This window comes from Arthrobacter sp. SD76 (genome assembly GCF_049726125.1).
Lineage (GTDB): Bacteria > Actinomycetota > Actinomycetes > Actinomycetales > Micrococcaceae > Arthrobacter > Arthrobacter nitrophenolicus.
Window position 1 is genome coordinate 471396 of record NZ_JBNBLR010000001.1, and the last position, 24737, is coordinate 496132.

A 24737-nucleotide genomic window follows, 5' to 3' on the forward strand; every position below is an offset into this window, starting at 1 on the left:
GATGTCCCGGTCCTCAGCTTTTCCGAACCACTGCTTTCAGAACCACCTGACAGGAACGACAATGGACACCACCGCCGCGCGGAAGAAGGAGTGCCGCCATGCTTGACCTGATCCCTTCCCTAAGCGCTTGGCTGCCCAGGCTCGCGCACCAGCCGTTCGCAGTGGCAACCATCGTCTCCGCCACCGGGTCGGTTCCGCGGCCCGTGGGCACCTCCATGATCGTCACGGAGTCCGGGAGCGTGCTGGGCAGCCTGTCTGGCGGCTGCGTGGAGGGCGCCGTGGTGGCGCTCGCCCAGGACGCAATGGACGACGGCGGGACCCGCCGCCAGGCGTTCGGCTTCAGTGCCGCCGACGCCTTCGCCGCCGGACTCACCTGCGGCGGGCGGCTGGACATCCACGTCGAACCGGTGCCCGCGGACGACGACGCGCCGCTGCGGACCGCCCTGCACCTGCTCGCAGGTTTCGGCGCGGACGAACCCGTGGCCCTGGTGCGCCGGCTGGGCAGCCGGGGGAGGCGCCGCCGTCGTGGTGCCCGATCCGGCAGCGATTCACGGTTCCGCCCTGGATCCGGCGGGCGTGGACAGCGGGTCCCGCCTCCGCGTCGAGGCCCTCGTCCGCAGCGGCGGGACCGGCGTCGTCACGGTGGACCCGCCCGGCGGTTGCCCGCCGGACTGGAACCCGGACCACGCCCCGGACGGCGACGCAGCCGCCATCCTGGTGGAAGCCCGCCTCGCCCCGCCGCGGATGCTGGTGTTCGGCGCCAACGACTTCGGCGCCGCCCTGGTCCCGGCTGCCAGGCTTCTCGGCTACCACGTGACCCTCGTGGATGCCCGCCCCGCCTTCACCTCCCAGCCGCGGTTCGCGGCGGCCGATGAAGTGGTGACGGACTGGCCGCACCGCTACCTGGCCGAGGAATCGTCGGCCGGACGGCTGGACAACCGCACCGTGGTTGCCGTGCTTTCCCACGACCCCAAATTCGACCTTCCGCTGCTGGAAACGGCGCTGGCCCTGGACCTCGCCTACGTGGGTGCGATGGGTTCCCGCCGCAGCCACCTGCAGCGGGTGGACCACCTGCTTGCCGCCGGCGTCCGGCCCGAACGGATCGCCGAACTTCACTCGCCCATCGGGCTTGACCTCGGCGCGGTCACCCCGGCGGAAGTGGCGGTGTCCATCACCGCCGAGCTTCTCGCATCCCGCAACCGCGCCGCCCGCTGCATCCCGCTGCGGGACAGCTCCGGTCCCATCCACCGGCTGCCCGCACCCGGGCAGCCCCGCACCGCCACCCCACAGGAGATCGCATGGACATGAACACCATTGAGGCGGTGGTTCCCACCACCGACCCCGCAGAATGGCGCGACGGCGACGCCTGGCTGGCCGGCGGAACCGTCCTGTTCTCCTACGGCAGCCTCGCCTTCGGCCCCCGGCCACTGCGCCGCCTCCTCGACCTCGGCACCGCCGGCTGGACGCCCGTCACTGTGTCCGGTGACGGCATCGACCTCGCCGCGACATGCACCGTTGCCGAGCTGTACCGGCTTCCGGAGTCAACAGAAGCCGCGGGCCGCCCCTGGCCCGGGCTGGACCTGGTCCGGCCGTGCTGCGATTCGTTCGTGGCCTCCTTCAAGGTCTGGAACACGTCCACGGTGGGCGGCAACCTCTGCACCTCGTTGCCGGCCGGGCCCATGATCTCGCTCTGCGCAGGACTGGACGGGGTGGCCACCATCCTGGGACCCGGCGGCGCCAGCCGCACCGTTCCCGTGGCGGACTTCGTCACCGGCGACATGAAGAACTGCCTGGCACCCGGCGAACTGCTGCGCAGCATCCACCTCCCGGCGTCGGCCCTTGCGTCCCGGGTGGCGTTCCGCCGCCTCTCGCTGAGCAACCTCGGCAGGTCCGGGGTGCTCCTCATTGGCCGGCTCGACGGCGGGACCTCGCTGGTCCTCACCGTCACGGCCGCCACCAAGCGGCCCGTGCAGCTGCGCTTCGACGGGCTCCCGGAACAGGACCAGCTGGCCGCGGCACTCGATGACGGGATACCGCAGGAGCTCTACCACGACGACATCCACGGATTGCCGGCCTGGCGCCGGGACATGACCTACCGGCTCGCCGAGGAAATCCGTGCCGAACTCGCCGCCCCGGAAGGGGCAGCCGGGCTGCAGGCCTCCGGAGACTTCTGGCCGCCCCGGGCACTTCCACCGCTGGCCGGCCGCGACGCACTTTCGAAAGGGGCCTGAACATGGCCATCGAGATCAACGGAACATCGGCGGACGCCGCACCCCGCCCGGGGCAGTGCCTCCGGACCTTCCTGCGCGAGCAGGGCGCCCTCGGCGTGAAGAAGGGCTGCGACGGCGGCGACTGCGGTGCATGCACCGTCCACGTGGACGGCACCCCGGTGCACAGCTGCATCTATCCCGCCGTGCGGGCAGAAGGACACGCCGTCACCACCATCGAGGGCCTGGCCGCCACGTCCGGCGGCGAACTCCACCCCGTCCAGCAGCAATTCCTTGAACGGCAGGGCTTCCAGTGCGGCTTCTGCACCGCCGGCATGGTGATGACCGCCGCCACGTTCGACGACGAACAACGGGACAACCTGCCCCGGAACCTCAAGGGCAACCTCTGCCGGTGCACCGGATACCGGGCCATTGGAGATGCAGTCTGCGGCCACGCCGGCCACCCCGATCCGCACGGACCGGGCTCCGGCATCGCCGGGGAAGGCCAGCCCGATCCCGAACCCGGACGGCTGGGCGACGACGTCCCGGCCCCCGCCAGCCGGGCCGTGGTCACCGGCGCCGCCCGCTACACCCTGGACATCCCGGCGGACCAGCAGCGGGCCCTGCTGCACATGAAGATCCTCCGCTCGCCGCACGCGCATGCGCGGGTCATCTCCATCAACAAGGACGCGGCCCTGCAGGTACCGGGTGTCGTGGCAGTCTTCACCTCCGAGGATGCCCCGGCCCAGGCGTTCTCCACCGCGCAGCACGAGCTGTTCACCGACGACCCGGACGATACGCGCGTGCTGGATGATGTGGTGCGGTTCATCGGGCAGCGGGTGGCCGCCGTCGTCGCCGAATCCGTTGCCGCCGCCGAAGCGGGCGTCCGCGCCCTGCAGGTGGAATACCGGGAACTGCCGGCGGTCTTTTCGCCGCAGGACGCCCTGGAACCCGGCGCGCCGCTGGTGCACGGCGACAAGGACGGCACCGCTGCCCGGATCTCCCGGCCGGACCGCAACGTGGTGGCTGAACTCCACTCCGAACTGGGCAGCGTGGCAGAGGGATTCGCTGCCGCCGACTTCGTCCACGAGCAGACCTACCGCACCCAGCGCGTCCAGCACGTCGCACTGGAAACGCATGCCGCCATCGCCTCGGTGGACGAAGACGGCCGGCTCCAGGTGCGCACGTCCAGCCAGGTCCCCTTCCTGGTACGCCGCACGCTGTGCCGGGTGTTCGGGCTGGAGGAGGACAAGGTCCACGTGGTGGCCGGCCGCGTTGGCGGCGGGTTCGGCGGCAAGCAGGAGGTGCTGGTGGAAGACCTCGTGGCGCTGGCAGCCCTGAAGCTGCAGCGGCCGGTCCAGCTGGAACTGACCCGCACCGAGCAGTTCACCGCCACCACCACCCGCCACCCCTTCACCATCAAGCTCAAGGCCGGCGCCACCTCGGCGGGCGACCTGACCGCCCTGGAACTGGACGTCCTCACCAACACCGGCGCCTACGGCAACCACGGCCCCGGTGTCATGTTCCACGGATGCGGCGAGTCCCTGGCCGTGTATAAGTGCGCCAACAAAAAAAGTGGACGCGCACGCCATGTACACCAACACCGTGCCGGCCGGCGCGTTCCGCGGGTACGGGCTGAGCCAGATGATCTTCGCCATCGAAAGCGCCATGGATGAACTGGCCGCGGGCATCGGGATGGACCCGCTGGAGTTCCGCCGCCGGAACATGGTCCGCGAGGGCGACCACATGCTGTCCACCCAGCCGGAACCGGAGGAGGACGTCCACTACGGCAGCTACGGCCTGGACCAGTGCCTCGACCTGGTCCGCGACGCGCTGGACCGGGGCCGGGAACGCTACCGGGCCGCCGGCCTGGACGAGCTGGGCCCGGACTGGCTGACCGGGGAAGGTGCGGCGCTGTCCATGATCGACACCGTCCCGCCGCGCGGCCACTTTGCCCACTCCAAGCTCCGGCTCCTGCCGGACGGGACGTACCAGGCCGACGTCGGGACCGCCGAATTCGGCAACGGCACCACCACCGTCCACGCCCAGCTCGCCGCCACCGCGCTGTCCACTGTCGCCTCCAGGGTGGCGGTACGGCAGTCGGACACGGACCTGATCGAGCACGATACCGGTGCGTTCGGTTCGGCGGGCACGGTCGTGGCAGGGAAGGCCACCCTGGCGGCGGCCGAGGAACTGGCCGTCCGCATCCGGGCTTTCGCGGCCGGCGTCCGGCAGACCCAGGCCGCCGCGTGCGTCCTGGACGGGGACGCGGTGGTGATCGACGGGACGCCCCTGGCACTGGCGGAACTGGCGCAGGCGGCCGCGGAAGCCGGCGTCGAACTTGCCGCCGAGGGCCGCTGGGGCGGGACCCCGCGTTCGGTGGCCTTCAACGTCCATGGCTTCCGGGTGGCGGTGAACCGCGGGACCGGCGAGCTGAAGATCCTGCAGAGTGTGCAGGCGGCCGACGCCGGCGTGGTGGTCAACCCGCGCCAGTGCCGGGGCCAGATCGAGGGCGGTGTTGCCCAGGCCATCGGCGCCGCGCTGTACGAGGAAGTGGTGGTGGATGACGCCGGCAAGGTCACCACGGACATCCTGCGGCAGTACCACATTCCCACGTTTGCGGACGTGCCGCGCAGCGAGGTGTACTTCGCCGAAACCAACGATTCCCTGGGCCCGCTCGGCGCGAAATCCATGAGCGAAAGCCCCTTCAACCCGGTGGCACCCGCCCTGGCCAACGGCATCCGCAACGCCACCGGCGTACGGTTCGCGTCCCTGCCCATCGCCCGGGACCGGATCTACCTGGGGCTGAAGGAGGCGGGGCTGGTCCCCGCGGAGCGGGTGCTGTCCTGAGGCGTCGCGGGGTCACAAAATGCCTGCCCGGGCGACGTCTTTGGGCCGGATGTGGCCCCGCGTTGCATATAGTCGAGGGATGGAACAGCGGATTTTAGGCAAGACCGGGCGGAATGTGTCCGTCGTGGGGCTGGGCACGTGGCAGCTTGGGGCTGACTGGGGCAACGTGGACCCGGCCCAGGCGCAGGCCATCCTGGCGGCTTCCGTGGAGGCGGGCGTCACCATCTTCGACACCGCGGACGTCTACGGGGACGGGCGCAGCGAGCAGGCCATCGGCAAGTTCCTCGCGGACAACCCCGGGCTGGACATCACCGTGGCCACCAAGATGGGCCGCCGGGTGGACCAGCGGCCGGAAAACTACACCCTCGCCAACTTCCGCCAGTGGGTGGACCGCTCCCGGACCAACCTCGGCACCGACACCCTGGACCTGGTCCAGCTGCACTGCCCGCCTACTCCCGTCTACAGCAACGCCGAAGTCTACGACGCACTGGACACCCTGAAGGCCGAGGGCGCCATCAGCGACTACGGCGTCAGCGTGGAACGGACGGACGAAGCCCTCGAAGCGATCCGGCACGACGGCACGGCCTCGGTCCAGATCATCCTGAACGCCTTCCGGCTCAAGCCGCTGGACGAAGTACTTCCTGCCGCGAAGGCCGCGAACGTTGGCATCATCGCCCGGGTGCCGCTGGCCTCCGGCCTGCTGTCCGGCAAGTACTCCAAGGAAACCTCGTTCGCCGCGGACGACCACCGGAACTACAACCGCAACGGCGAGTCCTTCGACGTCGGGGAAACCTTCTCCGGCGTGGACTACGAGCTGGGGCTGAAGGCCGTGGCGGAATTCGAGCAGCTGGTCCCCGCGGGCGCCACCACCGCGCAGGCGGCGATCGCCTGGATCGCCGCGCAGGACGGCGTCACCACGGTAATTCCCGGTGCCCGGAACGTGGAGCAGGCGGCGGCGAACGCCGCCGCCGCGTCAGTGGCCATCAGTGAGGAGTTCGACGGCGGCGTCCACTGGATCTACGACCACTACTTCCGCGAGGCCATCCACCCGCGCTGGTAGCCGGTCACCAATGGGTTCCGCTGCAGACCTCGACGCCTTCATCGGCCGGCTGGCTGCGGTGGAACCCGGGCCGGCATGCACCAACTTCTTCGACTACTCAATGCCGGAGAACGCCGTCCGCCGGGCGAACCTGCGGCTGTACCTCTCGGAGATGCTTGACCGGTCGCCGGAGGTGCTGCTGGTAGGCGAGGCGCCCGGCTTCCGGGGCATGCGCATCACCGGGGTCCCGTTCACCAACCGGACCATGTTTGAGGGGCCTCCCAACAGCTTCGGCCTGTTCGGCGCGGGCAGGGGATACGTCCTGCCGCCCGATGCCGCGGGTGTCCCGGCCGAGCCGACGGCAACCGTGATGTGGCAGGTCCTGGCCGAACTCGAGTTCCTTCCCCTGCTGTGGAGCGCCTTCCCCTGGCATCCGCACCTGCCCGGGCAGCCTGGGACCAACCGGACGCCACGACCGGCTGAAACAGCCTTGGGGACGACGTTCTGGCAGGCGCTGGTTGAGCTGTTCGCCATCCGCAGGCTCGTGGCGGTGGGCAATGTGGCGCACCGCAGCCTGCTGCAGGCCGGCCTTGACGTGCCCAAGGTCCGGCATCCGTCCCACGGCGGCCGGACCGGCTTCCGGCAGGGCCTGCAGGAACTGCTAGCGAAGTAGGCCCAGCTGGTCCTGGGTGTCCACGTCCTCGCCGGTGGACTGGTCGCTGCAGTCCACCTCGTCCACCAGTTCAGGATGCGACCCCAGGAAGGCGCGCGCACCGGCGTCGCCGGTCACCGTGGCGCTGACCGCCTTCCGCAGCGAGGCGTCGATGAGCAGGGGATGGCCGCGGCGCAGCGCGGGCGGCAGGACGGCGTCGGGCGCCTGCCTGGGGCGGTAGGCGGCCGCGGTGATCCGGCCGGGCCGGTGGGAGGCGAGAAGCCTGCCCACCGTTGCCGGGGTCAGGCCGGGCTGGTCCACGAGGGCGATGAGCAGGTGGTCCCGGGGTCCGCTTCCATGTCACCGAGCAGGAACGAGCTACCCATGCCCGTGCGCCAGTCCAGGTTGACGATGACCCGGTAGCGGTCCAGCACGGCCGCGGCCGCGACGTCCGGTGCGCCCGCTCCGAGGACCACCACCACCTCGCGGCAGCCGCCGTCGAGGAGGTTTCCCGCGATCGTCTCCACCAGCGGCCGGCCGCGGTAGGGGAGCAATGCCTTGGGGCCCAGGCCGAGCCGGGTCCCCGCCCCGGCGGCCAGGACGATGCCCGTTGCCTGCCGTTGCAGATCGCTGTCTGCCCCGTCTTCTCCATACGTGAACCCTAACCAAACAAAGGCAGCCGGGTAGTCTCCCCCGGAAACTGACCCGGCCGCCGGTCTGTGCAGAAATCAGGCCTCGCCGCCGGCCCCGCCGGTGGTTCCGGCGTTCACGTCCAGCAGCTTGTAGCGGTCCATCGCGTACGACGGCGCCGCCTCCTCCACTTCGCCCCTTGCCGCCAGCATCTGCAGGGCCTTGACCACGATGGAGTGGGTGTCGTTCTTGAAGAAGCGGCGGGCGGCGGCGCGGGTGTCCGAGAAGCCGAAGCCGTCGGCGCCCAGCGAAGCGAACTGGTGCGGCAGGAACTGCCGGATCTGGTCCGGCACGGCTTTCATGTAGTCCGAGACGGCGACCACCGGACCCTGTGCATCCGCCAGTTGCTGCGCCACAAAGGGGATCCTGGCCGGTTCGCCCGGGTTGAGGAAGGCTTCCTCTTCGGCGGCGAGGCCGTCGCGGCGGAGTTCGTTCCAGGAGGTGACGGACCAGACGTCGGCGGAGACGGACCAGTCTTCGGCGAGGATCCGCTGGGCTTCGAGGGCCCAGGGACGGAGACGCCGGAGGCCAGGAGCTGGGTTTTTGGTCCCTTTACGTCGGAGGAGGACAGGCGGTAGATGCCCTTGATGACGCCCTCGACGTCGAGTTCCTCGGGTTCGGCGGGCTGGACGATGGGCTCGTTGTACACGGTGAGGTAGTACATGAGGTTCTTGTCCGTGCTGTCCGGGCCGTACATCCGCTCGAGGCCGTCGCGGATGATGTGGCCCATTTCGTAGCCGTAGGCGGGGTCGTAGGTGACCACGGCCGGGTTGGTGGAGGCGAGCAGGGGGGAGTGGCCGTCGGCGTGCTGGAGGCCTTCGCCGGTGAGGGTGGTCCGGCCTGCGGTGGCGCCGATGATGAAGCCGCGGGTCATCTGGTCCGCGGCTGCCCAGAAGGCGTCGCCGGTGCGCTGGAAGCCGAACATGGAGTAGAACACGTAGACCGGGACCAGGGGTACGCCGTGGGTGGCGTAGGCGGTGCCGGCGGCGGTGAAGGCTGCCACGGCGCCGGCTTCGTTGATGCCGGGGTGGATCAGCTGGCCGGCGGGGGATTCCTTGTAGGCCAGGACCAGGTCGCGGTCCACGGACAGGTAGTTCTGGCCGCCCGGGTTGTAGATCTTCGCGGTCGGGAAGAAGGCATCCATGCCGAACGTGCGGGATTCGTCGGGAACGATGGGCACCAGCCGGTGGCCGAACTTCTTGTCACGGAGCAGGTCCTTCAGGAGCCTGACGAACGCCATGGTGGTGGCTGCCTGCTGCTTGCCCGAGCCGCGCCTGGCCACCTCATAGGACTTGGGATCCGGCAGGTCAACAGCCTGGTGGTGCGAACGCCGTTCCGGAGTGAAGCCGCCCAGTTCCCGGCGGCGGTCCAGCAGGTAGGCGATCTCGGGTGCGTCCGCCCCTGGGTGGAAGTAGGGAGGCCGGTACGGGTCCTCCTCGAGGCGGGCATCGGAGATGGGAATGCGCAGGTAATCCCGGAATTCCTTCAAATCCTGGAGCGTGAGTTTTTTCATCTGGTGGGTGGCGTTGCGGCCTTCGAAGTGGGGTCCGAGTCCGTAGCCCTTGACGGTTTTGGCGAGGATGACGGTGGGTTTGCCCTTGAAATCGGTGGCTGCCTTGTACGCGGCGTAGACCTTGCGGTAGTCGTGGCCGCCGCGTTTGAGGTTCCAGATCTGGTCGTCGGTGAGGTCCGCGACGAGGTCCTTGGTGCGGGGGTCCTTGCCGAAGAAGTGTTCGCGGACGAACCCGCCGGACTCGGCCTTGTAGGTCTGGTAGTCCCCGTCGGGGGTTTCGTTCATGATCTTCACCAGCGACCCGTCGGTGTCGCGGGTGAGCAGGTCGTCCATTCCCGGCCCCAGACGACCTTGATCACGTTCCAGCCCGCGCCGCGGAAGAACGCTTCGAGTTCCTGCATGATCTTGCCGTTGCCGCGCACCGGCCCGTCCAGGCGCTGGAGGTTGCAGTTAATGACGAAGTTCAGGTTGTCCAGGTTCTCGTTCGCGGCGAGCTGGAGCAGGCCGCGGGATCGGGCTCGTCCATTTCGCCGTCGCCCAGGAACGCCCAGACCTGCTGGTCGGAGGTGTCTTTCAGGCCCCGGTTGTGCAGGTACCGGTTGGACTGGGCCTGGTAGATCGCGTTCATCGGCCCGATGCCCATGGACACGGTGGGGAATTCCCAGAACGAGGGCATCAACCTTGGGTGCGGGTAGGAGGACAGGGCGTGGCCCTCGCGGGACTTTTCCTGCCGGAACCCGTCCAGGTCCTCCTCGGAGAGCCGGCCTTCCATGAACGCGCGGGCGTACATGCCCGGGGACGCGTGGCCCTGGAAGAAGACCTGGTCCCCGCCGCCGGGGTGGTCCTTGCCGCGGAAGAAGTGGTTGAACCCGACCTCGTACAGGGTGGCCGCGCCGGCGTAGGTGGAGATGTGCCCGCCCACGGCGATGTCCGGCCGCTGCGCCCGGTGCACCATGACCGCTGCGTTCCAGCGCATGTACGCCCGGTACCGGCGCTCGTATTCCTCGTTGCCCGGGAACGGTGCTTCCTGGTCCACCGGGATGGTGTTCACGTAATCGGTGGTGGTCACCATCGGCACCCCGACGCTCTGCGCGCCCGCGCGCTGCAGCAGGCTCCGCATGATGTATTGGGCACGCTCGGTACCCTGTTCCCTGATCAGCGCGTCCAGGGACTCAACCCACTCGGCAGTCTCTTCCGGATCACGATCAGGCAGCTGGTTAGTCAACCCGCTGAGGATATGGGAGGTATCTTCTCCTGCAGCCACGGGAGCCTCATTTCATCGTCGAATGGCTCATGTTTTCGTATTGTGAGAAAACATTCTTGCAGTACGAGATTAGCGGTGCGGTGAAGGAGATATCAACATCGCTCCGTGCGCAGGGCGGGGACAAGGTCCCTGCGGACCGATTGTGACTGGCGGCCCCGCCTGCACACCTTGACCGAAGGTGATCCAAGTCATACCCTTGATTTCACCATTCAATATCTTGATTCCGCAGAGTGGAATAACAGAAACGGCTTCCAAAGCCGGCCTCACCACCGCGGATCCTCCCAGAATTGAGATTCTTATGCAGACCCCTCCACCGGCGGGCGTTGACGCGGCTTCGGACCTGACAGCGCCGTCAGTTGCCTCCGCCCACCCCTCCGTCAGCGTTGAAGCCTTCTGCGAATCGGCCAGTGCAGCGTCCGGGCAGGCCATCAGCCCAACGCTCTACAACATCGATCTCGCCCCTACCAAGCGCGCCGGGCGCAGCTGGTCCGGCTACAGCATCTTCACGCTCTGGGCCAACGATGTGCACAGCCTCGGCAACTACGCCTTTGCCATAGGCCTGTTCGCGCTGGGCCTCGGCGGCTGGCAGATCCTGCTGGCACTGGGCATCGGGGCGGCCCTGTTGTTCGGCCTCCTTAACCTCTCCGGCTTCATGGGGGTCAAGACAGGCGTTCCGTTTCCCGTCATGAGCCGCATCAGCTTCGGGATCAGGGGCGCGCAGATCGCCGCCCTCCTGCGCGGCGCGGTCGCCGTGGCCTGGTTCGGCATCCAGACCTACCTGGCCTCCGTGGTCTTCCGTGTCATGCTCGTGGCCATGTTCCCCGCCCTGGCGGAACTGGATAAGGATTCGGTCCTGGGCCTTTCAACGCTGGGCTGGATGGCGTTCCTGGTCCTGTGGGTGGTCCAGCTGGTGATCGTCAGCTTCGGGATGGAGATGATCCGCAAGTACGAGGCCTTCGCCGGTCCAGTCATCCTGGCCACCATGGCGGCCATCGCCGTCTGGATCTTTGTTGAGGCGGGCGGCGCCATCGCCTGGTCCTCGAACAACGCCCTCGAGGGGCCCGAGATGTGGCTCACCATCTTCGCGGGCGGCTCGCTCTGGGTATCCATCTACGGCACGTTCGTCCTGAACTTCTGCGACTTCACCCGCTCGGCCGTCTCCAAGAAGGCCGTGGTGCGCGGCAACTTCTGGGGCATCCCCATCAACATGCTGGTGTTCGGCGCCATCGTCGTCGTCATGGCCGGCGGGCAGTTCAAGATCAACGGCACCATCATCGAGAGCCCGTCCGACATTGTCCAGACCATCCCCAATACCCTGTTCCTGGTGCTGGCCTGCCTGGCACTGCTGATCCTCACCATCGCGGTGAACCTGATGGCCAATTTCGTGGCGCCCGTCTACGCCCTGACCAACCTGTTTCCCAAGCACCTGAACTTCCGCAAAGCAGCTATCGTCAGCGCCGTGATCGGCCTGGTCATCCTGCCGTGGAACCTCTACAACAACCCGCTGGTCATCGTGTACTTCCTGGGTGGGCTCGGCGCCCTGCTCGGCCCGCTGTTCGGCGTTGTGATGGCGGACTACTGGCTGATCCGCCGCGGCAAAGTCAACGTTCCCGAGCTGTACACGGCCTCGCCGGAGGGGGCCTACTTCTACCGGAACGGCGTCAACCCCCGCGCGATCACCGCCATGGTGCCCGCGGCCGCCGTCGCCCTCCTTATCGCCTTCGTGCCGGCGCTGGCCTCAGCTGCACCCTTCGCCTGGTTCTTCGCCGCAGGGATTGCGGCAGCGGTGTACTTCTTCATCGCCGACCGCTCCCAGCCGCTCGAAGACCGCGACGGCGAGGCCATCGCCGTCGCCAGCACCCACTAAGGAATCCCATGCGCATCCTCGTAGCCAACGTGAACACCACCGCCTCGATGACCGACTCCATCGCCGCCTCGGCCCGCAGCGTTGCGGCCCCCGGCACCGAGATCGTGGGAATCACTCCGCGGTTCGGCGCCGATTCCTGCGAAGGCAACTTCGAAAGCTACCTTGCAGCGATCGCCGTCATGGACGCCATCACCTCCTACCCGGAACCGTACGACGCCGTGATCCAGGCAGGGTATGGGGAGCACGGGCGGGAAGGACTGCAGGAACTGCTGGACGTCCCAGTGGTGGACATCACCGAAGCAGCGGCCAGCACCGCCATGTTCCTGGGGCACGAGTACTCCGTGGTCACCACGCTGGACCGCACCGTTCCCCTGATCGAGGACCGGCTCAAGCTCGCCGGCCTGGACTCCCGCTGCGCGTCAGTGCGAGCCAGCGGCATGGCCGTCCTGGAACTCGAGGAGGAACCGGAACGGGCGGTGGAAGCCATCATCAACGAGGCCCTCCTGGCGGTCACGCAGGACAAGGCGGAAGTGATCGTGCTCGGCTGCGGCGGGATGGCCGGGCTGGACGAGCAGATCCGGCAGCGCGCCGGGGTGCCCGTGGTGGACGGCGTTGCCTCCGCAGTGACCATCGCCGAATCCCTGGTCCGGCTGGGCCTGTCCACCTCCAAAGTGCGGACCTACGCTGCGCCGCGGCCCAAGACCGTCGTAGGCTGGCCGCTGAACAGCACCGCCGTCCCGGCGTCCCTCTAGCTACATTCCAGGAGAACAGCGTGAACACTGCACGTCCCGCCGGCAGGGTCGCCGTCGTTACGGGGGCCGGCTCCGGCATCGGCCGTGAGGTGGCCCGGCAGATGCTGGCGGACGGATACCGGGTGGCCCTTGCCGGCCGCCGGGAGGCGCAGCTGAAGGAAACGGCGGACGGCAGCCCGGACGCGCTGGTGGTGCCGTGCGACGTCACCCGGCCCGACGACGTCGAGCGCCTTTTCGAGGCCGCGCTGCAGCAATGGGGCCGGGTGGACGTCCTGTTCAACAACGCCGGCGTGTTCGGTCCGGCGGCCAGCGTGGATGAGATCAGCGTGGACGACTGGAACGCCACGGTGGCCGTGAACCTCACCGGGTCCATGCTGTGCGCGGCCGCCGCCGTCAGGACCATGAAGGCCCAGGAGCCGCAGGGCGGGCGGATCATCAACAACGGCTCCATCTCCGCGCATTCGCCCCGGCCCCGCACCGTGGCGTACACCGTGACCAAGCATGCGATGACGGGCCTGACCAAGAGCATTGAACTGGACGGGCGCGGTTTCGGCATTACCTGCGGCCAGATCGACATAGGCAACACGGCCACGGAGATCATGGACACCATCGGTGTCGGTTCGGGGACACTCCAGGCGGACGGCAGCCGGCGGGTGGAACCGACGTTTCCGGTGGCGGACGCGGCCCGGGCCGTGCTGATGATGGCCAACATGCCGCCAACAGCCAGCGTGGGTTCAGTGGTGGTCACCGCCGCGGGCATGCCCTTCATCGGCCGCGGCTGACCGACCTTCCTAGAGCGGCAACAGGGCGGACAGGTCCGCGCGGAGGCCGGATGCCGCCACCTTGCCTGCAGCGACGGCCTCCGCCCAGCCCAACTGTCCCGTGGCCATCGCCAGCCAGGTGGCGGCGTCGCACTCAATGACGTTGGGCGGGGTGCCGCGCGTGTGCCGCGGCCCTTCCACGCACTGCGTAACACCAAACGGGGGCACGCGGACCTCCACCGAGTTCCCGGGGGCCCGCGCCGTCAACTCCTCCAACGAGTACCTGACGGCCGTGGCGAGGACGGACCGCGGCAGGGCAGTGCCCGACGGCGCCTGGCCGGCTTCCAGCCAGGCCTTCAATGCTGCCTTGCCTTCCTGGGCATCAATACGACGACGGGCTACGGCCATGCTTCAGGTCTTCCTTCCGGCGGGTTGTGTCAGTCCAGCAGCGCTGATACGGCGGGTCCGAGCCGGATCTTGCCCACCGGCCGTCCGCCGCCGAGCACGGGGTCCACCACCCGCTCCAGGACACTGGCCACGCCCGGAATATCGACGGCGCCTGCCGCGGCAAGGAGCGTCAGGGCCACCAGCGAGGTGGCCCTGACGTTTCCGTCCAGGATCTTGACCGCCACGGACACGCCCTGCGCGGTGGCCATGGCCAGGACCCCTTCGGCCCCGATCTTGGCAATGATCCCCAGCTCGTCCATCACCAGCGTGTTGGCCTCGCCCACGCCCTGGACCGCCCACGGGTAATCCAGCATGGAGGTTGCAATGGTGGCGGCGCGGGCGCTGTATCCCTGGTCGCCGGGAGCCTTGGCCAGCTGCGAGTAGCCCGGGCCACGCCCGTCAGGGATACCGCCGCCACCGGGGCGCCGCAGCCGTCGATGCCCAGGTGGGCGATCTTCTCGCCCGTGTATTCCTCGATCACGGTGCGGACCCGCTGCTGCAGCGGATGGTTGGGCTCGAGGTAGCTGTGGGTGTCCCAGCCGTTTTCCGTGCAGGCCCAGAGGAACGCGGCGTGCTTGCCCGAACAGTTGTACGCCAGCCGCGACTTGCCCTTTTCCGAGCGCACCAGCCAGTTCCGGGCGGTCTCGTCCTGCGGCCACGCCTCCGGGCACTGGAGCTGGTCCTCGCGGACACCCGCGGCCTTCAGCATTCCGGCCACCACGTCCATGTGGTCCAGCGAACCGGTGTGGCTGCCGCAGGCGATCGCCACCTGGGCTCCGCGCAGCGGGACGCCGGACTGCATGGCCGCCAGGGCCTGGAACGGCTTCAGGGCGGACCTGGCGTAGATGGGCGTGTTGATGTCGCCAAGCTCGGTGACCACCGATCCGTCGGCGGACAAGAGGACGGCTGAGCCGATGTGCCGGGACTCCACGAAGCCGCTGCGTTCGATCACGGCCAGTTCGACGGCGGAGTCCACGGTGAAGGTGGCGTGCGGATTGTGCGGCATGCTGCCAGTCTAGGGGCCGCCCGCACGAATATGGCGGAAGGGGCTACTCCACGGTGACCATCACGGACTGCCAGCCGGATGCCCCGTCGGGCACGGGATCGGCCCGCTGGTCCGTCTGCACCTCGCCGGTGCCGTCCGTGGCCCGGACCTTGATGTAGTGGGCGCCCGGCGCGGCATCCCACTCGTAGGACCACTGGCGCCAGGTCACCAGTGACGCCTCGGTGGACAGCTCCACCTCCACCCAGTCCGCATTGTCGATCTGGATCTCCACCTTGGTGATGCCCCGGGTCTGGGCCCAGGCCGTGCCGCCCACCGCGACCTTTCCGGCCGGAACCTTGGCGAATGACTTAGGCACGTCCACCCGCGCCATTGTCTTGATGGGACCGCGCTCGGACCAGCCGCGCTCGGTCCAGTACGCCTTGCTGTCAGCGAAGCGGGTCACTTCCAGGTCAACCACCCATTTGGTGGCGGACACGAAGCCGTACAGGCCCGGGACCACCATCCGCACGGGATAGCCGTGCTCCAGCGGCAGCGGCTCGCCGTTCATTCCGATGGCCAGCATGGCGTCACGGTCGTCCTGCAGGACCTCCAGCGGCGTGGAGGCGCTGAAGCCGTCGATGGAGGTGGAAAGCACCATGTCGGCGCCGTCCTTGGGCCGGGCCCGGCGCAGCACCTCCCGGATGGGCAGGCCCAGCCACTTCGCATTGCCCGCCAGGTTGCCGCCCACCGGATTGGACACGCAGGTGAGGGTCACGTGGGACTCGATCAGGTCGGCGTCGAGCAGATCCTGGAAGGTGAGGCGGACTTCCTCCTCCACCAGCCCGTGGACCCGGAGCTCCCAGTCCTCGGCGTTGATCTCCGGCACGCTGAGGGCGGTGTCGATGCGGTAGAACTCGTTGTTGGGGGTTATCCAGGGCGGTACGCCGGCCGCGGCTGACTGTACGCCGGCGGGAACGGCGGGTGCGGCTTTGGCCGGGGCCGGCAGCTGAAGGGCCTCCCGGGCCTTGGCGATGTTGCTGCGGGCGGCACCGAGAAGGCGCCCTCCCGTTGCGGCGATGCCGGCGGCCGCGGCGGTGATGCCCGCCGCCGCGAAGAACCGGCGGCGGCTGGTTGCCGGATTGCCTGGGGCAGCATCGGCCGGTGCCTCCGGCCACTGTTTCATGCCATGCAGCGGGGCCAGCAGCCGCCGCAGCACCACCAGACCAGCGAGCGTTCCGAGCACGCTGGGCACCGCATCGATTGGTTCGACGCCGGCGCGGGTCACCACGCTTGCCACAATCACCGCACCCATGAACAGGACGCCCAGCACGCCCAAGGCCCACCGCCGGTAGGCAACCACGCCCAGGACGCAGGCGAGCAAAGCGATGGTCAGCCCCATGCCTACGAACAGGGCGGCCTTGTCGTTGGTGCCGAACGTGGCAATGGCGAAATCCTTGAGCCAGGGCGGCGTGAAGTCGATGAATGTTGAGCCCAGGGCGAGCAGCGGTGCTGCCCGGGCGGTGAAGATGCCCCGACCAGCTCCGCCACGGCAAGGACGACGGCGGCCGCCACCACCCCTGCCAGCGCGGACAGTGCGGGTGGGCCTTCGAGCCAGTTCCGAAGCTTCGTCATGGCAGTTGTTCGGAGCAGTGCAGGCGGCGGACTTGTCGCGGCGTCCGGAACCGGTCACAGCTTAGGAGCGGGCAGGGTCCACAAAGTACCCTTGGTGACTGTGAAGGTACTCGTCATCGGCCCCGGAGGCCGCGAACACGCCATTGTCCGCTCCCTGCTCGCAGACCCCAACGTGTCCGAGGTCCACGCAGCCCCCGGCAACGCAGGCATCAGCAAGCTGGTCCCCACGTACAACATCAACGGCAACGATCCCGACGCCGTGGCCGCGCTCGCAACAAAGCTCGCCGTTGACCTGGTGGTGGTTGGCCCCGAAGCCCCGCTCGCCGCGGGCGTCTCGGATGCCGTGCGCGACGCCGGGATCCCCGTGTTCGGGCCCAGCAAGGCAGCCGCGCAGCTGGAGGCCTCGAAGGCATTCGCCAAGGAGGTCATGGCCGAAGCCGGCGTTCCGACAGCCATGGCCATGGTGGCCTCCAACGCTGAGGAAGCGGCCTCGGCGCTCGATACGTTCGGGGCCCCGTACGTGGTCAAGGACGACGGGCTTGCGGCCGGCAAGGGCGTGGTGGTCACCAGGAACCGCGACGAGGCCCTCGCCCACGCGCAGTCCTGCTTCGACGCCGGCGGTTCGGTGGTTATCGAGGAGTTCCTGGACGGGCCCGAAGTATCCCTTTTCGTGCTCTGCGACGGCCACAACACCGTGGCGCTGTCCCCGGCCCAGGACTTCAAGCGGATTTTCGACAACGACGAAGGCCCCAACACCGGCGGCATGGGAGCGTACACGCCCCTGGAATGGGCCCCCGAAGGCCTGGTGGAGGAAGTCCTCGAGCGGGTTGCCCAGCCCACGGTCAACGAGATGGCCCGCCGCGGTACCCCCTTCGTGGGCGTCCTGTTCGTGGGACTCGCCCTGACGTCACGCGGCACCCGCGTCATCGAGTTCAACGTCCGGTTCGGCGATCCGGAAACCCAGGCCGTCCTAGCCCGCCTGAAGACGCCGCTCGGTTCCCTGCTCCTGGCAGCCGCCAAGGGCGAACTGGACAAGGCGGAGGAGCTGCGCTGGGCGAAGGAAACCGCCGTCGCCGTCGTCGTGGCCTCGGAAAACTACCCGGACACGCCGCGCACCGGCGACCGCATCCGCGGGCTCAAGAAGGCGGAGGAGCTGGAGGGCGTGCACGTCATCCACGCCGGAACCGCGCTTGACGACCAGGGCAAGGTCATCTCTGCCGGCGGCCGGGTACTCGCCGTCGTCGCACTGGGCAGCGACCTGGTGGAGGCCCGCGAACGGGCGTACGACGGCGTGGAGCTGGTGCAGCTTGAAGGCTCGCAGTACCGCACTGACATTGCAGGGAAAGCAGCCCGCGGGGATATCACCGTCCCCTACGGCGCCACCGGTTCCCTGCCCGTGACGAAAGCGAAGGCCTGACATGACGGACACCCCCGCACCCCGCGGCTTCAACGCCGGCACCCTGGACCTGCCGGGCTGGAAACACGTCTATTCCGGCAAGGTCAGGGACCTCTACGAGCCCGCTGACGAATCCATCATCCAGCAGGTGGGCCAGGAGTGCGTGCTGGTGGTTGCCAGCGACCGGATCAGCGCCTACGACCACGTGCTGTCCAGCGAGATTCCGGACAAGGGCCGCATCCTCACCCAGCTGAGCCTGTGGTGGTTCGACCAGCTGGGCGTGGAGCACCACGTGCTGGCCTCGACCGTTGAGGGCGGCGTGCCGGCGGAGGTCGAGGGCCGCGCCATGATCTGCAAGAAGCTGGACATGTTCCCGGTGGAATGCATCGCGCGCGGCTACCTCACCGGGTCCGGGCTGCAGGAATACCGGGCCGCCGGCACTGTCTGCGGCATTCCGCTGCCCGAGGGGCTGGTGGACGGGTCCAGGCTGAAGCATGCCATCTTCACACCCTCGGCCAAGGCTGAAGTCGGCGAGCATGACGAGAACATCACCTATGACGAGGTGGTGGCCCTGGTGGGTGACGACATCGCGGGCAGGCTCAGCGAGCTGACCCTGAAGATCTACACGACGGCGGAACGGATCGCCCGCGAACGGGGCATCATCCTCGCCGATACCAAGGTGGAGTTCGGGTACGACGCCGTCTCGGGTTCAATCACGTTGGGCGACGAGGTGCTGACGCCGGATTCCTCACGGTTCTGGGATGCCGCCACCTACAAGCCCGGACAGGCGCAGCCGTCCTACGACAAGCAGTACGTCCGGGACTGGCTGACCTCTGCCGAATCCGGATGGGACAAGTCCTCCGACACCCCTCCGCCGGCGCTTCCCGCTGAGGTGGTTGAACGCACCCGCAGCCGCTACGTTGAGGCGTACGAGAAGATCACCGGCAAGACCTTCGCCTGACGCAGCCCCTGCTGCTGCGGCAGACTACGCGGCTAACCGGCCTGCTTTGCGGGTTTGGGGGTTGACCCGGCACGCTTCTGGGCCAGCCGGATTTCCAGGATCGCGTCCAGCGCCTGCTGGACGCGGTCCCCGGCGCCCGCGGCACTGAAGGCCTTCTGCGCCTCTTCGAGGTGCACCAGGGCTTCGTCGGGCTCGCCGGCAGCCTTGAGGGACTTGCCGAGCAGAAGCGACACTTCGCCGGCGGTGTGCTTGGCCAGGGCAGCGCGTTCGGCATGGATCTCGCGGAGTTTTTCGACGGCGGCAACGATGTCCCCGGTAAGGTACAGCCACCGGGCACGGATGAAAGCGACCTCCAGCGCATCGCTCTTGGTCCCGCTGACGATCGAGAAGGCGAGCTCCGCGCGTTCAATGGAAGACAGGGTCTCCGGCTCGACGATGCCGGCCTGCAGCCTGACGGCGGCGGATGCCTTGTTGAAGCGGGCCCACATCTCGATGTCGTTGGCGGGGACAGCAGTTTTGCCGCCCGCTCGTGGTGCCGGACGCCTTCCACATAGTCGTGGCGCATGAACGCCACGTTGCCGATGACCCACGCCACTTCGCCGGCAAGCTGCGTCATGGCCTCTTCATCCACCTGCTCGTGAAGCTTCTGGCAGTACTTCCATGCCTCTTCAAGCCTGCCGCTTTCCGCCAGCGCCCCGATCAGGACCCGGAGGGCGCCGGTGATAATGGTGGAGTTCTTCGGCAGCTGCTCGGACAGCTTGACCGCCTCCATTGCTTCCTCGACGGCGGCCGGCAACTGCCCGCGCCGCTGCAGGACTGCCGCGAGCATCTGGTGGGCGCGGACGCCCAGGCCCACCGATTCCCGTGCCATGGGGTGCTCGATGAGCCTTTCCACGATCCGCTGGCACTCGGCGAGGTCGTCATGCCTCATCAGGCACTCGGCCTGCATGTACGTCATGTTCCACCAGGCGCTCGTGTTCCGTCCTTCGAGCGCGAGCTGCGCGGCGGTGGCCGCGTGACTGGCCGCCAGCGGATAGTCCCGGAGGTCCCACGCCTGCCTGGCGTACAAGCCCGCCAGGACGTATTCGGCGTCGCTGGCGGAGATCGGCTGGCTCCAGGCCTCCAGCGCCTTGGGGGCCAGCTCCAGCCGGCGGGCAAGCTCCTCGATGACCTCGGCCGTTGGCTCCCGCCGGCCGGTTTCGAGCAGTGAAATGTAGCTGGGGGAGTAGAGGTCCTTACCCAGCTCGGCTTGCGTGAGGCCACGCTCCAAGCGTTCCGCCCGGAGCTTCTCCCCGAATCCGTTGCCCACGGGACTTCCTCCTTGTTCCGGACAGCTCACAAATAGCGCTTGACAGCGCCTGTGGAAAACATTTTACAATGTATGTCAACAAGGGCAGTGCTGACTTTGTAACGAATCCGACTCGTATTGAGGAACCAACATGTTCAAGAAATTGGTCACGGCCGCCCTTCTGGCGGGCGCCCTCGCATTTTCTGCCGCGGCTCCGGCCGTACTGTCTGCGGGTTCTCTGGCGGATAATTCCGGTACTGCTGTTGCCACCGGCAACTGGCCCAATCCCATGTCCACCAAGGACAAGAAGGGCGACAAGAGCACTGACACCAGCACTGATACCAGCGACACCTCGTACACCACGTACACCGGAAACTGGCCCAACCCCATGTAGGAACCTCCTTTCCAAGGAGGCGAGGTAAAGCCCCGGAGCCCAGGCTCCGGGGCTTTACCTTTGGCGCGAAGTGACGATCCGGTGTCCGCCCGCCGTAGGGGCTGTTTGACTTGCATACCGGGAATATTGTGCTAGGTAACGAAACGAAAAAGAGGGCCTTCTGAGAAGACCCTCTTTTTTCTTTTTGGTCGGGATGACAGGATTTGAACCTGCGACCTCTTCGTCCCGAACGAAGCGCGCTACCAAGCTGCGCTACATCCCGATCCGCTGCAAAAGCAACTTTACAAGGATAGCTGATGCCCGGCCCCGATGTGAAATCCGGGCCGGCGGAACTCCCGTGGCTAGACCAATGACTCTTTCCAGGCTCCGTGAAGTTCGGCAAACCTGCCCCCGCCGCCGATCAGGTCGGCGGGGCTGCCGTCCTCCACGATGCGGCCGTCGTGAACCACCAGGACCCGGTCCGCCGTCTCGACGGTGGAGAGCCGGTGCGCAATGATCAGCGCCGTCCTTCCGGCGGATCCGGTACCGGCGAGCAGCCGGGCCAGCCCGTTCTGCACCAGCCGCTCGGAGGGGATGTCCAGTGACGAGGTAGCCTCATCCAGGATCAGCACCGCCGGCTTTGCCAGGAAAGCCCTGGCAAAGCTGATCAGTTGGCGCTGCCCGGAGGACACACGCCCGCCGCGCTTGTTGACATCGGTGTCGTAGCCCTCGGGAAGGGCCATGATGAACGCGTGGGCGCCCACCGCCTTGGCCGCTTCCTCGATCTCCGCGCGGGTGGCTTCCGGCCGGCCGAGCGCGATGTTGTCCGCCACGGAGCCGCTGAAGAGGAAGGCCTCCTGGGTGACCATCACGATGTTCCGCCGCAGGTCCGTAGTGCTGAGGCTCCGCAAATCCACGCCGTCGAGGGTCAGCGAGCCCGATGTGACGTCGTAGAAGCGGGCAATCAGCTTGGCCAGGGTGGACTTCCCGGCGCCCGTCTGGCCCACCAGGGCAACGGTCTGCCCCGCAGGAATATGCAGGTTCATCCTGGGGACGATGACCGGGCCGTCACCATAGCGGAACTCCACATCCCTGAAGTCGATCTCGCCGGTGGCGTCCTTGAGCGCCACGGGATTCCTGGGCGGGCGGACCGTTGGCACTTCTTCGAGCAGGCCCGAGACCTTCTCGAGGGCAGCCTGTGCGCTCTGGAACGAGTTGTAGAACATGGCCATCTGGTCCACCGGCTGGAAGAAGCGCTTGGTGGACAGGATCAGTGCCAGCAGCACGCCCACGGCGAGGTCTCCACCGAGGACCCGGAAGCCGCCGAAGAGCAGGACCACTGCCACGCAGACGTTGCCGATCAGCACCAGCCCGGGCTGGAAGACGCCGTTGAGGTTGATGGAGCGGACGGTGGCCTGCCGGTAGTCCTCGGCGAGCTGCCCGTACTGTTCGGCGTTCTCCCGTTCCTTCCGGAACGCCTTGACGGCACGGATGCCGGTCATGGTTTCCACAAAGTGCACGATCAGCCGTGCGGACACCACCCGGGACTGCCTGAACGCGATCTGCGAGTGCTTCTGGTACCAGCGGGCCAGGAAGAACATGGGCACGCCGGCGGCAAGCACCAAGAGCCCGCTGCGCCAGTCCAGGGCGAAAACGGTGACGGCGGTGAACACCATGAACAGCAGGCCCGAAGCCAGCGAGCTCACCCCGGAATCGAGGAGTTCGCGGAGGGCCTCAAGGTCGGAGGTCTGCCGCGCGATGATCCGTCCGGAGGTGTACCTCTCGTGGAACTCCAGGCTCAGCCGCTGCGTGTGCCGGAAGACCCGAACGCGCAGGTCCAGCAGCATCGACTGGCTGAGCTTCGCCGTGGAGGTGACGTACAAAGCGGTGAGTCCCGCCGTCGCGATGGCCGCCAGGAGATACGCGACGCCGGTGAGCACCAGGGGAAGGTTGTCCCCGGCACGCAGTGCGGGCAGCGCGTGGTCAATGCCGAAGGCGATGAGTGCCGGGCCCGCCACGCGGGCCGCCTGCGAGAGGACCACCGTGGCAATTGTCAGCCAGAACCGTACCCGGACCGGGCGGATCAGGGAGCGCAGCAGGGCGAGCGACCGGCGCCGCACGGCCCTGCTGTCGCTCTTGCTGAGGTTGGCGTTGTCCTCGTTGGCTGTGCCGAAGGTGGCGGTGCTCATCGGATGGCTTCCTCTGCATGGTCCTCGAGGTCCGACAGTTCCGAGTCCAGGTCCCTGGGTTCCTGGTCCAGGCTGGCGATGACGTACCGGTAGTGGTGGTTGCCTGCCAGCAGTTCCGTGTGTGTTCCGACGGCGGTGATGCGGCCCTCCTCCAGCAGCGCCACCCGGTCGGCGAGCGCCACGGTGGACGGCCGATGCGCCACGATCAGGGTGGTGGTGTCCTTAAGGACCTCCCGCAGGCGGGTTTCCACCAGTTCCTCGGTGTGGACGTCCAGCGCGGACAGGGGGTCGTCCAGGACCAGGATCCGCGGCCGCGCGGCGATGGCGCGGGCCAGTGCTATCCGCTGCCGCTGGCCGCCGGAGAGGCTGAGGCCCTCCTCGCCGATCAGGGTGTCCACGCCCTCCGGGAGGGAGTACGCGAAATGCGCCTGCGCCACGTCCAGCGCTTCGTCAAGGACACTGTCGGTCCGCTCCCGTGCGCCCAGCAGCACGTTGTCCCTGACGGAGCTGGAGAACAGCGTGGTGTCCTCGAACGCCACGCCCACGATGCGCCGGAGTTCCGCGACGTCGAACGCGCGCAGGTCCACGTCGTCGATGGTGATGGCGCCGGCGGTGACGTCGTACAGCCGGGGCACCAGTTGGATCAGGGCGCTCTTGCCGCTGCCCGTGATCCCCACCAGGGCCATGGTTTCGCCGGGCCGGACCTCGAGGTTGATGTCCTTGAGGATGGGCTTGTCCGGGGCGTCGTCGAAGGCGAAAGATGCGCTGTTGAAGCGAAGTGCACCCTCCAGTCTGTCCGGCACGCGCGGTTCGGGCGGACTGGTGATGGTGTTCTCCGAGTCCATCACCTCGTAATGGCGGTCGACGGCGGTCTTGGCCGTGAGTGCCATTGCGAGCAGCATGCCGGAGAACTCCACGGGGGAGGCGATGACGGCGGCGGTTGCGAAGAACGCCACCAGCGCGCCGATGTCCAGCTGGCCGCCGGCGCAGAGCATCACGCCCACCACCAGTCCGGCGCCCAGGGCGAGCTCCGGCAGCAGCGTGACCACCATGGTGAAGGTCGCCTGGTGCCGGGCCTTCTGGATTTCGGTCTGGCGGAGTTCCTCGGCCTGCTCATTGAAGTTTTCCAATGCTTCGCGGCTCCGGCCGAAGGCCTTGAGCACGCGGATGCCGTGGACCGATTCCTCCACCGTGGTGGCGAGGTCGCCGGCCTGGTCCTGGCTGCGGCGGGCGACTTTGCTGAAGCGGGTCCGGAACCGGAAGCTGTAGGCCATGATGGGCACCGCGGCCGCCAGGAAGATCAGGGCCAGCTGCCAGCTCATGGCGAACATGACGGAAATGCCGATGATGACGGTCAGGGTGGTGACCACCAGCATGATGGCTCCGAATGCCATCCACCGGCGCAGGAAGTTCAGGTCCGTCATGGCGCGGGACAGCAGCTGGCCTGAGCCCCAGCGGTCGTGGAAGGACACGGTGAGGTCCTGCAGGTGGCCGTAGAGGGACACGCGCATCCGGGTTTCCACGGTGGTGGCCGGGTTGATGACGAACTGGCGGCGGAGCGCCACCAGGCCTGCCTCCGCCACACCGAGGACCAGGATGAGGCCGGCGGAAACCCAGACTGCTTCCGTGGCGCCGCCGGGCTTCAGGGATTCGTTGATCAGGACCCGCAGGACCTGCGGAATGGCCAGGGCAACCACGCTGGCCAGGAGGGCGCAGAGAAGGCCCAGCAGCAGCCGGGGAATGATGGGGCGGACATGGGGGTAGAGACGGCTGATGGATCGAAAGAATGGAGTTTGCCTGGCCATGCCCGCTTCTCAAGCTCTGAATCGAAGGTAGTTTCCCTTAGCAACTACCTTATGCCATGGCCTGAG

General features: G+C 67.9%; 12 protein-coding genes, 1 tRNA gene and 7 pseudogenes. 11 read left to right on the forward strand and 9 right to left on the reverse strand.

Annotated elements, in window-relative coordinates; all coding sequences use genetic code 11:
• Positions 1–98: 98 nt before the first annotated feature.
• From ACPEE0_RS02295 to ACPEE0_RS02315, 5 genes and pseudogenes are all read left to right on the forward strand, one after another.
• A pseudogene (locus ACPEE0_RS02295) lies at positions 99–1308 on the forward strand (XdhC family protein).
• Positions 1299–2231, forward strand: a complete 933-nt coding sequence (locus tag ACPEE0_RS02300; protein ID WP_407710057.1) for an FAD binding domain-containing protein — start codon at positions 1299–1301, stop codon at positions 2229–2231. Before ACPEE0_RS02295 ends, ACPEE0_RS02300 begins: the two are co-directional and overlap by 10 nt.
• Positions 2232–2233: 2 nt before the next feature.
• Positions 2234–5057 (forward strand): annotated as a pseudogene (locus tag ACPEE0_RS02305) (molybdopterin-dependent oxidoreductase).
• A gap of 79 nt (positions 5058–5136) precedes the next feature.
• On the forward strand, positions 5137–6117 hold the full coding sequence (locus ACPEE0_RS02310) for an aldo/keto reductase (protein WP_009358489.1): 981 nt from the start codon (positions 5137–5139) through the stop codon (positions 6115–6117).
• A gap of 10 nt (positions 6118–6127) precedes the next feature.
• Positions 6128–6769 (forward strand): uracil-DNA glycosylase, encoded by a 642-nt coding sequence (locus ACPEE0_RS02315; protein WP_424573814.1) that lies wholly within the window; start codon positions 6128–6130, stop codon positions 6767–6769.
• On the opposite strand, the pseudogene nboR reads toward ACPEE0_RS02315, so the two are convergent.
• Together nboR and aceE are read right to left on the reverse strand one after the other, a co-directional pair.
• Positions 6758–7353, reverse strand: a pseudogene (gene nboR, locus ACPEE0_RS02320) (nicotine blue oxidoreductase). The gene ACPEE0_RS02315 and the pseudogene nboR sit on opposite strands and share 12 nt — an antisense overlap.
• 123 nt (positions 7354–7476) lie before the next feature.
• A pseudogene (aceE, locus tag ACPEE0_RS02325) lies at positions 7477–10215 on the reverse strand (pyruvate dehydrogenase (acetyl-transferring), homodimeric type).
• A gap of 298 nt (positions 10216–10513) precedes the next feature.
• Between aceE and ACPEE0_RS02330 the strand changes: the two are divergent.
• Genes ACPEE0_RS02330 through ACPEE0_RS02340 form a run of 3 tightly spaced genes read left to right on the forward strand, consistent with a single transcriptional unit; the run spans position 10514 to position 13616 of the window.
• Positions 10514–12082 carry an NCS1 family nucleobase:cation symporter-1 gene (locus ACPEE0_RS02330; RefSeq protein ID WP_424573815.1) on the forward strand — a complete coding sequence of 523 codons (1569 nt, stop codon included), beginning with the start codon at positions 10514–10516 and terminating at the stop codon, positions 12080–12082.
• Positions 12083–12090: 8 nt separating this feature from the next.
• On the forward strand, positions 12091–12834 hold the full coding sequence (locus tag ACPEE0_RS02335; RefSeq protein WP_424573816.1) for an aspartate/glutamate racemase family protein: 744 nt from the start codon (positions 12091–12093) through the stop codon (positions 12832–12834).
• 20 nt (positions 12835–12854) lie between these two features.
• Entirely contained in the window at positions 12855–13616 is a 762-nt protein-coding gene (locus ACPEE0_RS02340) for an SDR family oxidoreductase (RefSeq protein ID WP_424573817.1), read from the forward strand.
• A gap of 9 nt (positions 13617–13625) precedes the next feature.
• Here the strand turns inward: ACPEE0_RS02340 and ACPEE0_RS02345 are convergent, their stop codons facing one another.
• The 3 genes and pseudogenes from ACPEE0_RS02345 to ACPEE0_RS02355 form a co-directional block, all read right to left on the reverse strand.
• A complete protein-coding gene (locus ACPEE0_RS02345) occupies positions 13626–14003 on the reverse strand; it encodes a sterol carrier family protein (protein WP_009359207.1) in 378 nt (125 codons plus the stop codon).
• Positions 14004–14032: 29 nt separating this feature from the next.
• Positions 14033–15048: pseudogene (locus ACPEE0_RS02350) on the reverse strand (asparaginase).
• A 43-nt stretch (positions 15049–15091) separates the two neighbouring features.
• A pseudogene (locus ACPEE0_RS02355) lies at positions 15092–16659 on the reverse strand (molybdopterin-dependent oxidoreductase).
• Between the two features lie 100 nt (positions 16660–16759).
• On the opposite strand from ACPEE0_RS02355, the gene purD reads away from it, so the two are divergent.
• Both purD and ACPEE0_RS02365 read left to right on the forward strand, forming a co-directional pair.
• Positions 16760–18076 carry a phosphoribosylamine--glycine ligase gene (gene purD, locus ACPEE0_RS02360; RefSeq protein WP_133349260.1) on the forward strand — a complete coding sequence of 439 codons (1317 nt, stop codon included), beginning with the start codon at positions 16760–16762 and terminating at the stop codon, positions 18074–18076.
• 1 nt (position 18077) lies between these two features.
• Positions 18078–19016 (forward strand): phosphoribosylaminoimidazolesuccinocarboxamide synthase, encoded by a 939-nt coding sequence (locus ACPEE0_RS02365; RefSeq protein ID WP_009359202.1) that lies wholly within the window; start codon positions 18078–18080, stop codon positions 19014–19016.
• A 32-nt stretch (positions 19017–19048) separates the two neighbouring features.
• On the opposite strand, the pseudogene ACPEE0_RS02370 reads toward ACPEE0_RS02365, so the two are convergent.
• Positions 19049–20325 (reverse strand): annotated as a pseudogene (locus tag ACPEE0_RS02370) (helix-turn-helix domain-containing protein).
• A 130-nt stretch (positions 20326–20455) separates the two neighbouring features.
• Here ACPEE0_RS02370 and ACPEE0_RS02375 point away from each other — a divergent pair.
• Positions 20456–20698, forward strand: a complete 243-nt coding sequence (locus ACPEE0_RS02375; protein WP_009359201.1) for a hypothetical protein — start codon at positions 20456–20458, stop codon at positions 20696–20698.
• A gap of 185 nt (positions 20699–20883) precedes the next feature.
• Here ACPEE0_RS02375 and ACPEE0_RS02380 read toward each other — a convergent pair.
• The 3 genes from ACPEE0_RS02380 to ACPEE0_RS02390 all read right to left on the reverse strand — a co-directional run bounded on the left by ACPEE0_RS02380 (position 20884) and on the right by ACPEE0_RS02390 (position 24671).
• Positions 20884–20960 (reverse strand) — tRNA-Pro (locus tag ACPEE0_RS02380).
• A 79-nt stretch (positions 20961–21039) separates the two neighbouring features.
• Entirely contained in the window at positions 21040–22866 is a 1827-nt protein-coding gene (locus ACPEE0_RS02385) for an ABC transporter ATP-binding protein (RefSeq protein ID WP_424573818.1), read from the reverse strand.
• Positions 22863–24671, reverse strand: a complete 1809-nt coding sequence (locus tag ACPEE0_RS02390) for an ABC transporter ATP-binding protein (protein WP_424573819.1) — start codon at positions 24669–24671, stop codon at positions 22863–22865. Before ACPEE0_RS02390 ends, ACPEE0_RS02385 begins: the two co-directional genes overlap by 4 nt.
• Positions 24672–24737: the final 66 nt, after the last annotated feature.

Excerpts from the sequence above, each read along its gene's own strand:
- ACPEE0_RS02300 (WP_407710057.1), top strand. The coding sequence starts at position 1,299 with ATGGACATGAACACCATTGAGGCGGTGGTTCCCACCACCGACCCCGCA.
- ACPEE0_RS02310 (WP_009358489.1), top strand. The coding sequence starts at position 5,137 with ATGGAACAGCGGATTTTAGGCAAGACCGGGCGGAATGTGTCCGTCGTG.
- ACPEE0_RS02315 (WP_424573814.1), top strand. The coding sequence starts at position 6,128 with ATGGGTTCCGCTGCAGACCTCGACGCCTTCATCGGCCGGCTGGCTGCG.
- ACPEE0_RS02330 (WP_424573815.1), top strand. The coding sequence starts at position 10,514 with ATGCAGACCCCTCCACCGGCGGGCGTTGACGCGGCTTCGGACCTGACA.
- ACPEE0_RS02335 (WP_424573816.1), top strand. The coding sequence starts at position 12,091 with ATGCGCATCCTCGTAGCCAACGTGAACACCACCGCCTCGATGACCGAC.
- ACPEE0_RS02345 (WP_009359207.1), bottom strand. The coding sequence starts at position 14,003 with ATGGCCGTAGCCCGTCGTCGTATTGATGCCCAGGAAGGCAAGGCAGCA.
- ACPEE0_RS02365 (WP_009359202.1), top strand. The coding sequence starts at position 18,078 with ATGACGGACACCCCCGCACCCCGCGGCTTCAACGCCGGCACCCTGGAC.
- ACPEE0_RS02375 (WP_009359201.1), top strand. The coding sequence starts at position 20,456 with ATGTTCAAGAAATTGGTCACGGCCGCCCTTCTGGCGGGCGCCCTCGCA.
- ACPEE0_RS02385 (WP_424573818.1), bottom strand. The coding sequence starts at position 22,866 with ATGAGCACCGCCACCTTCGGCACAGCCAACGAGGACAACGCCAACCTC.
- ACPEE0_RS02390 (WP_424573819.1), bottom strand. The coding sequence starts at position 24,671 with ATGGCCAGGCAAACTCCATTCTTTCGATCCATCAGCCGTCTCTACCCC.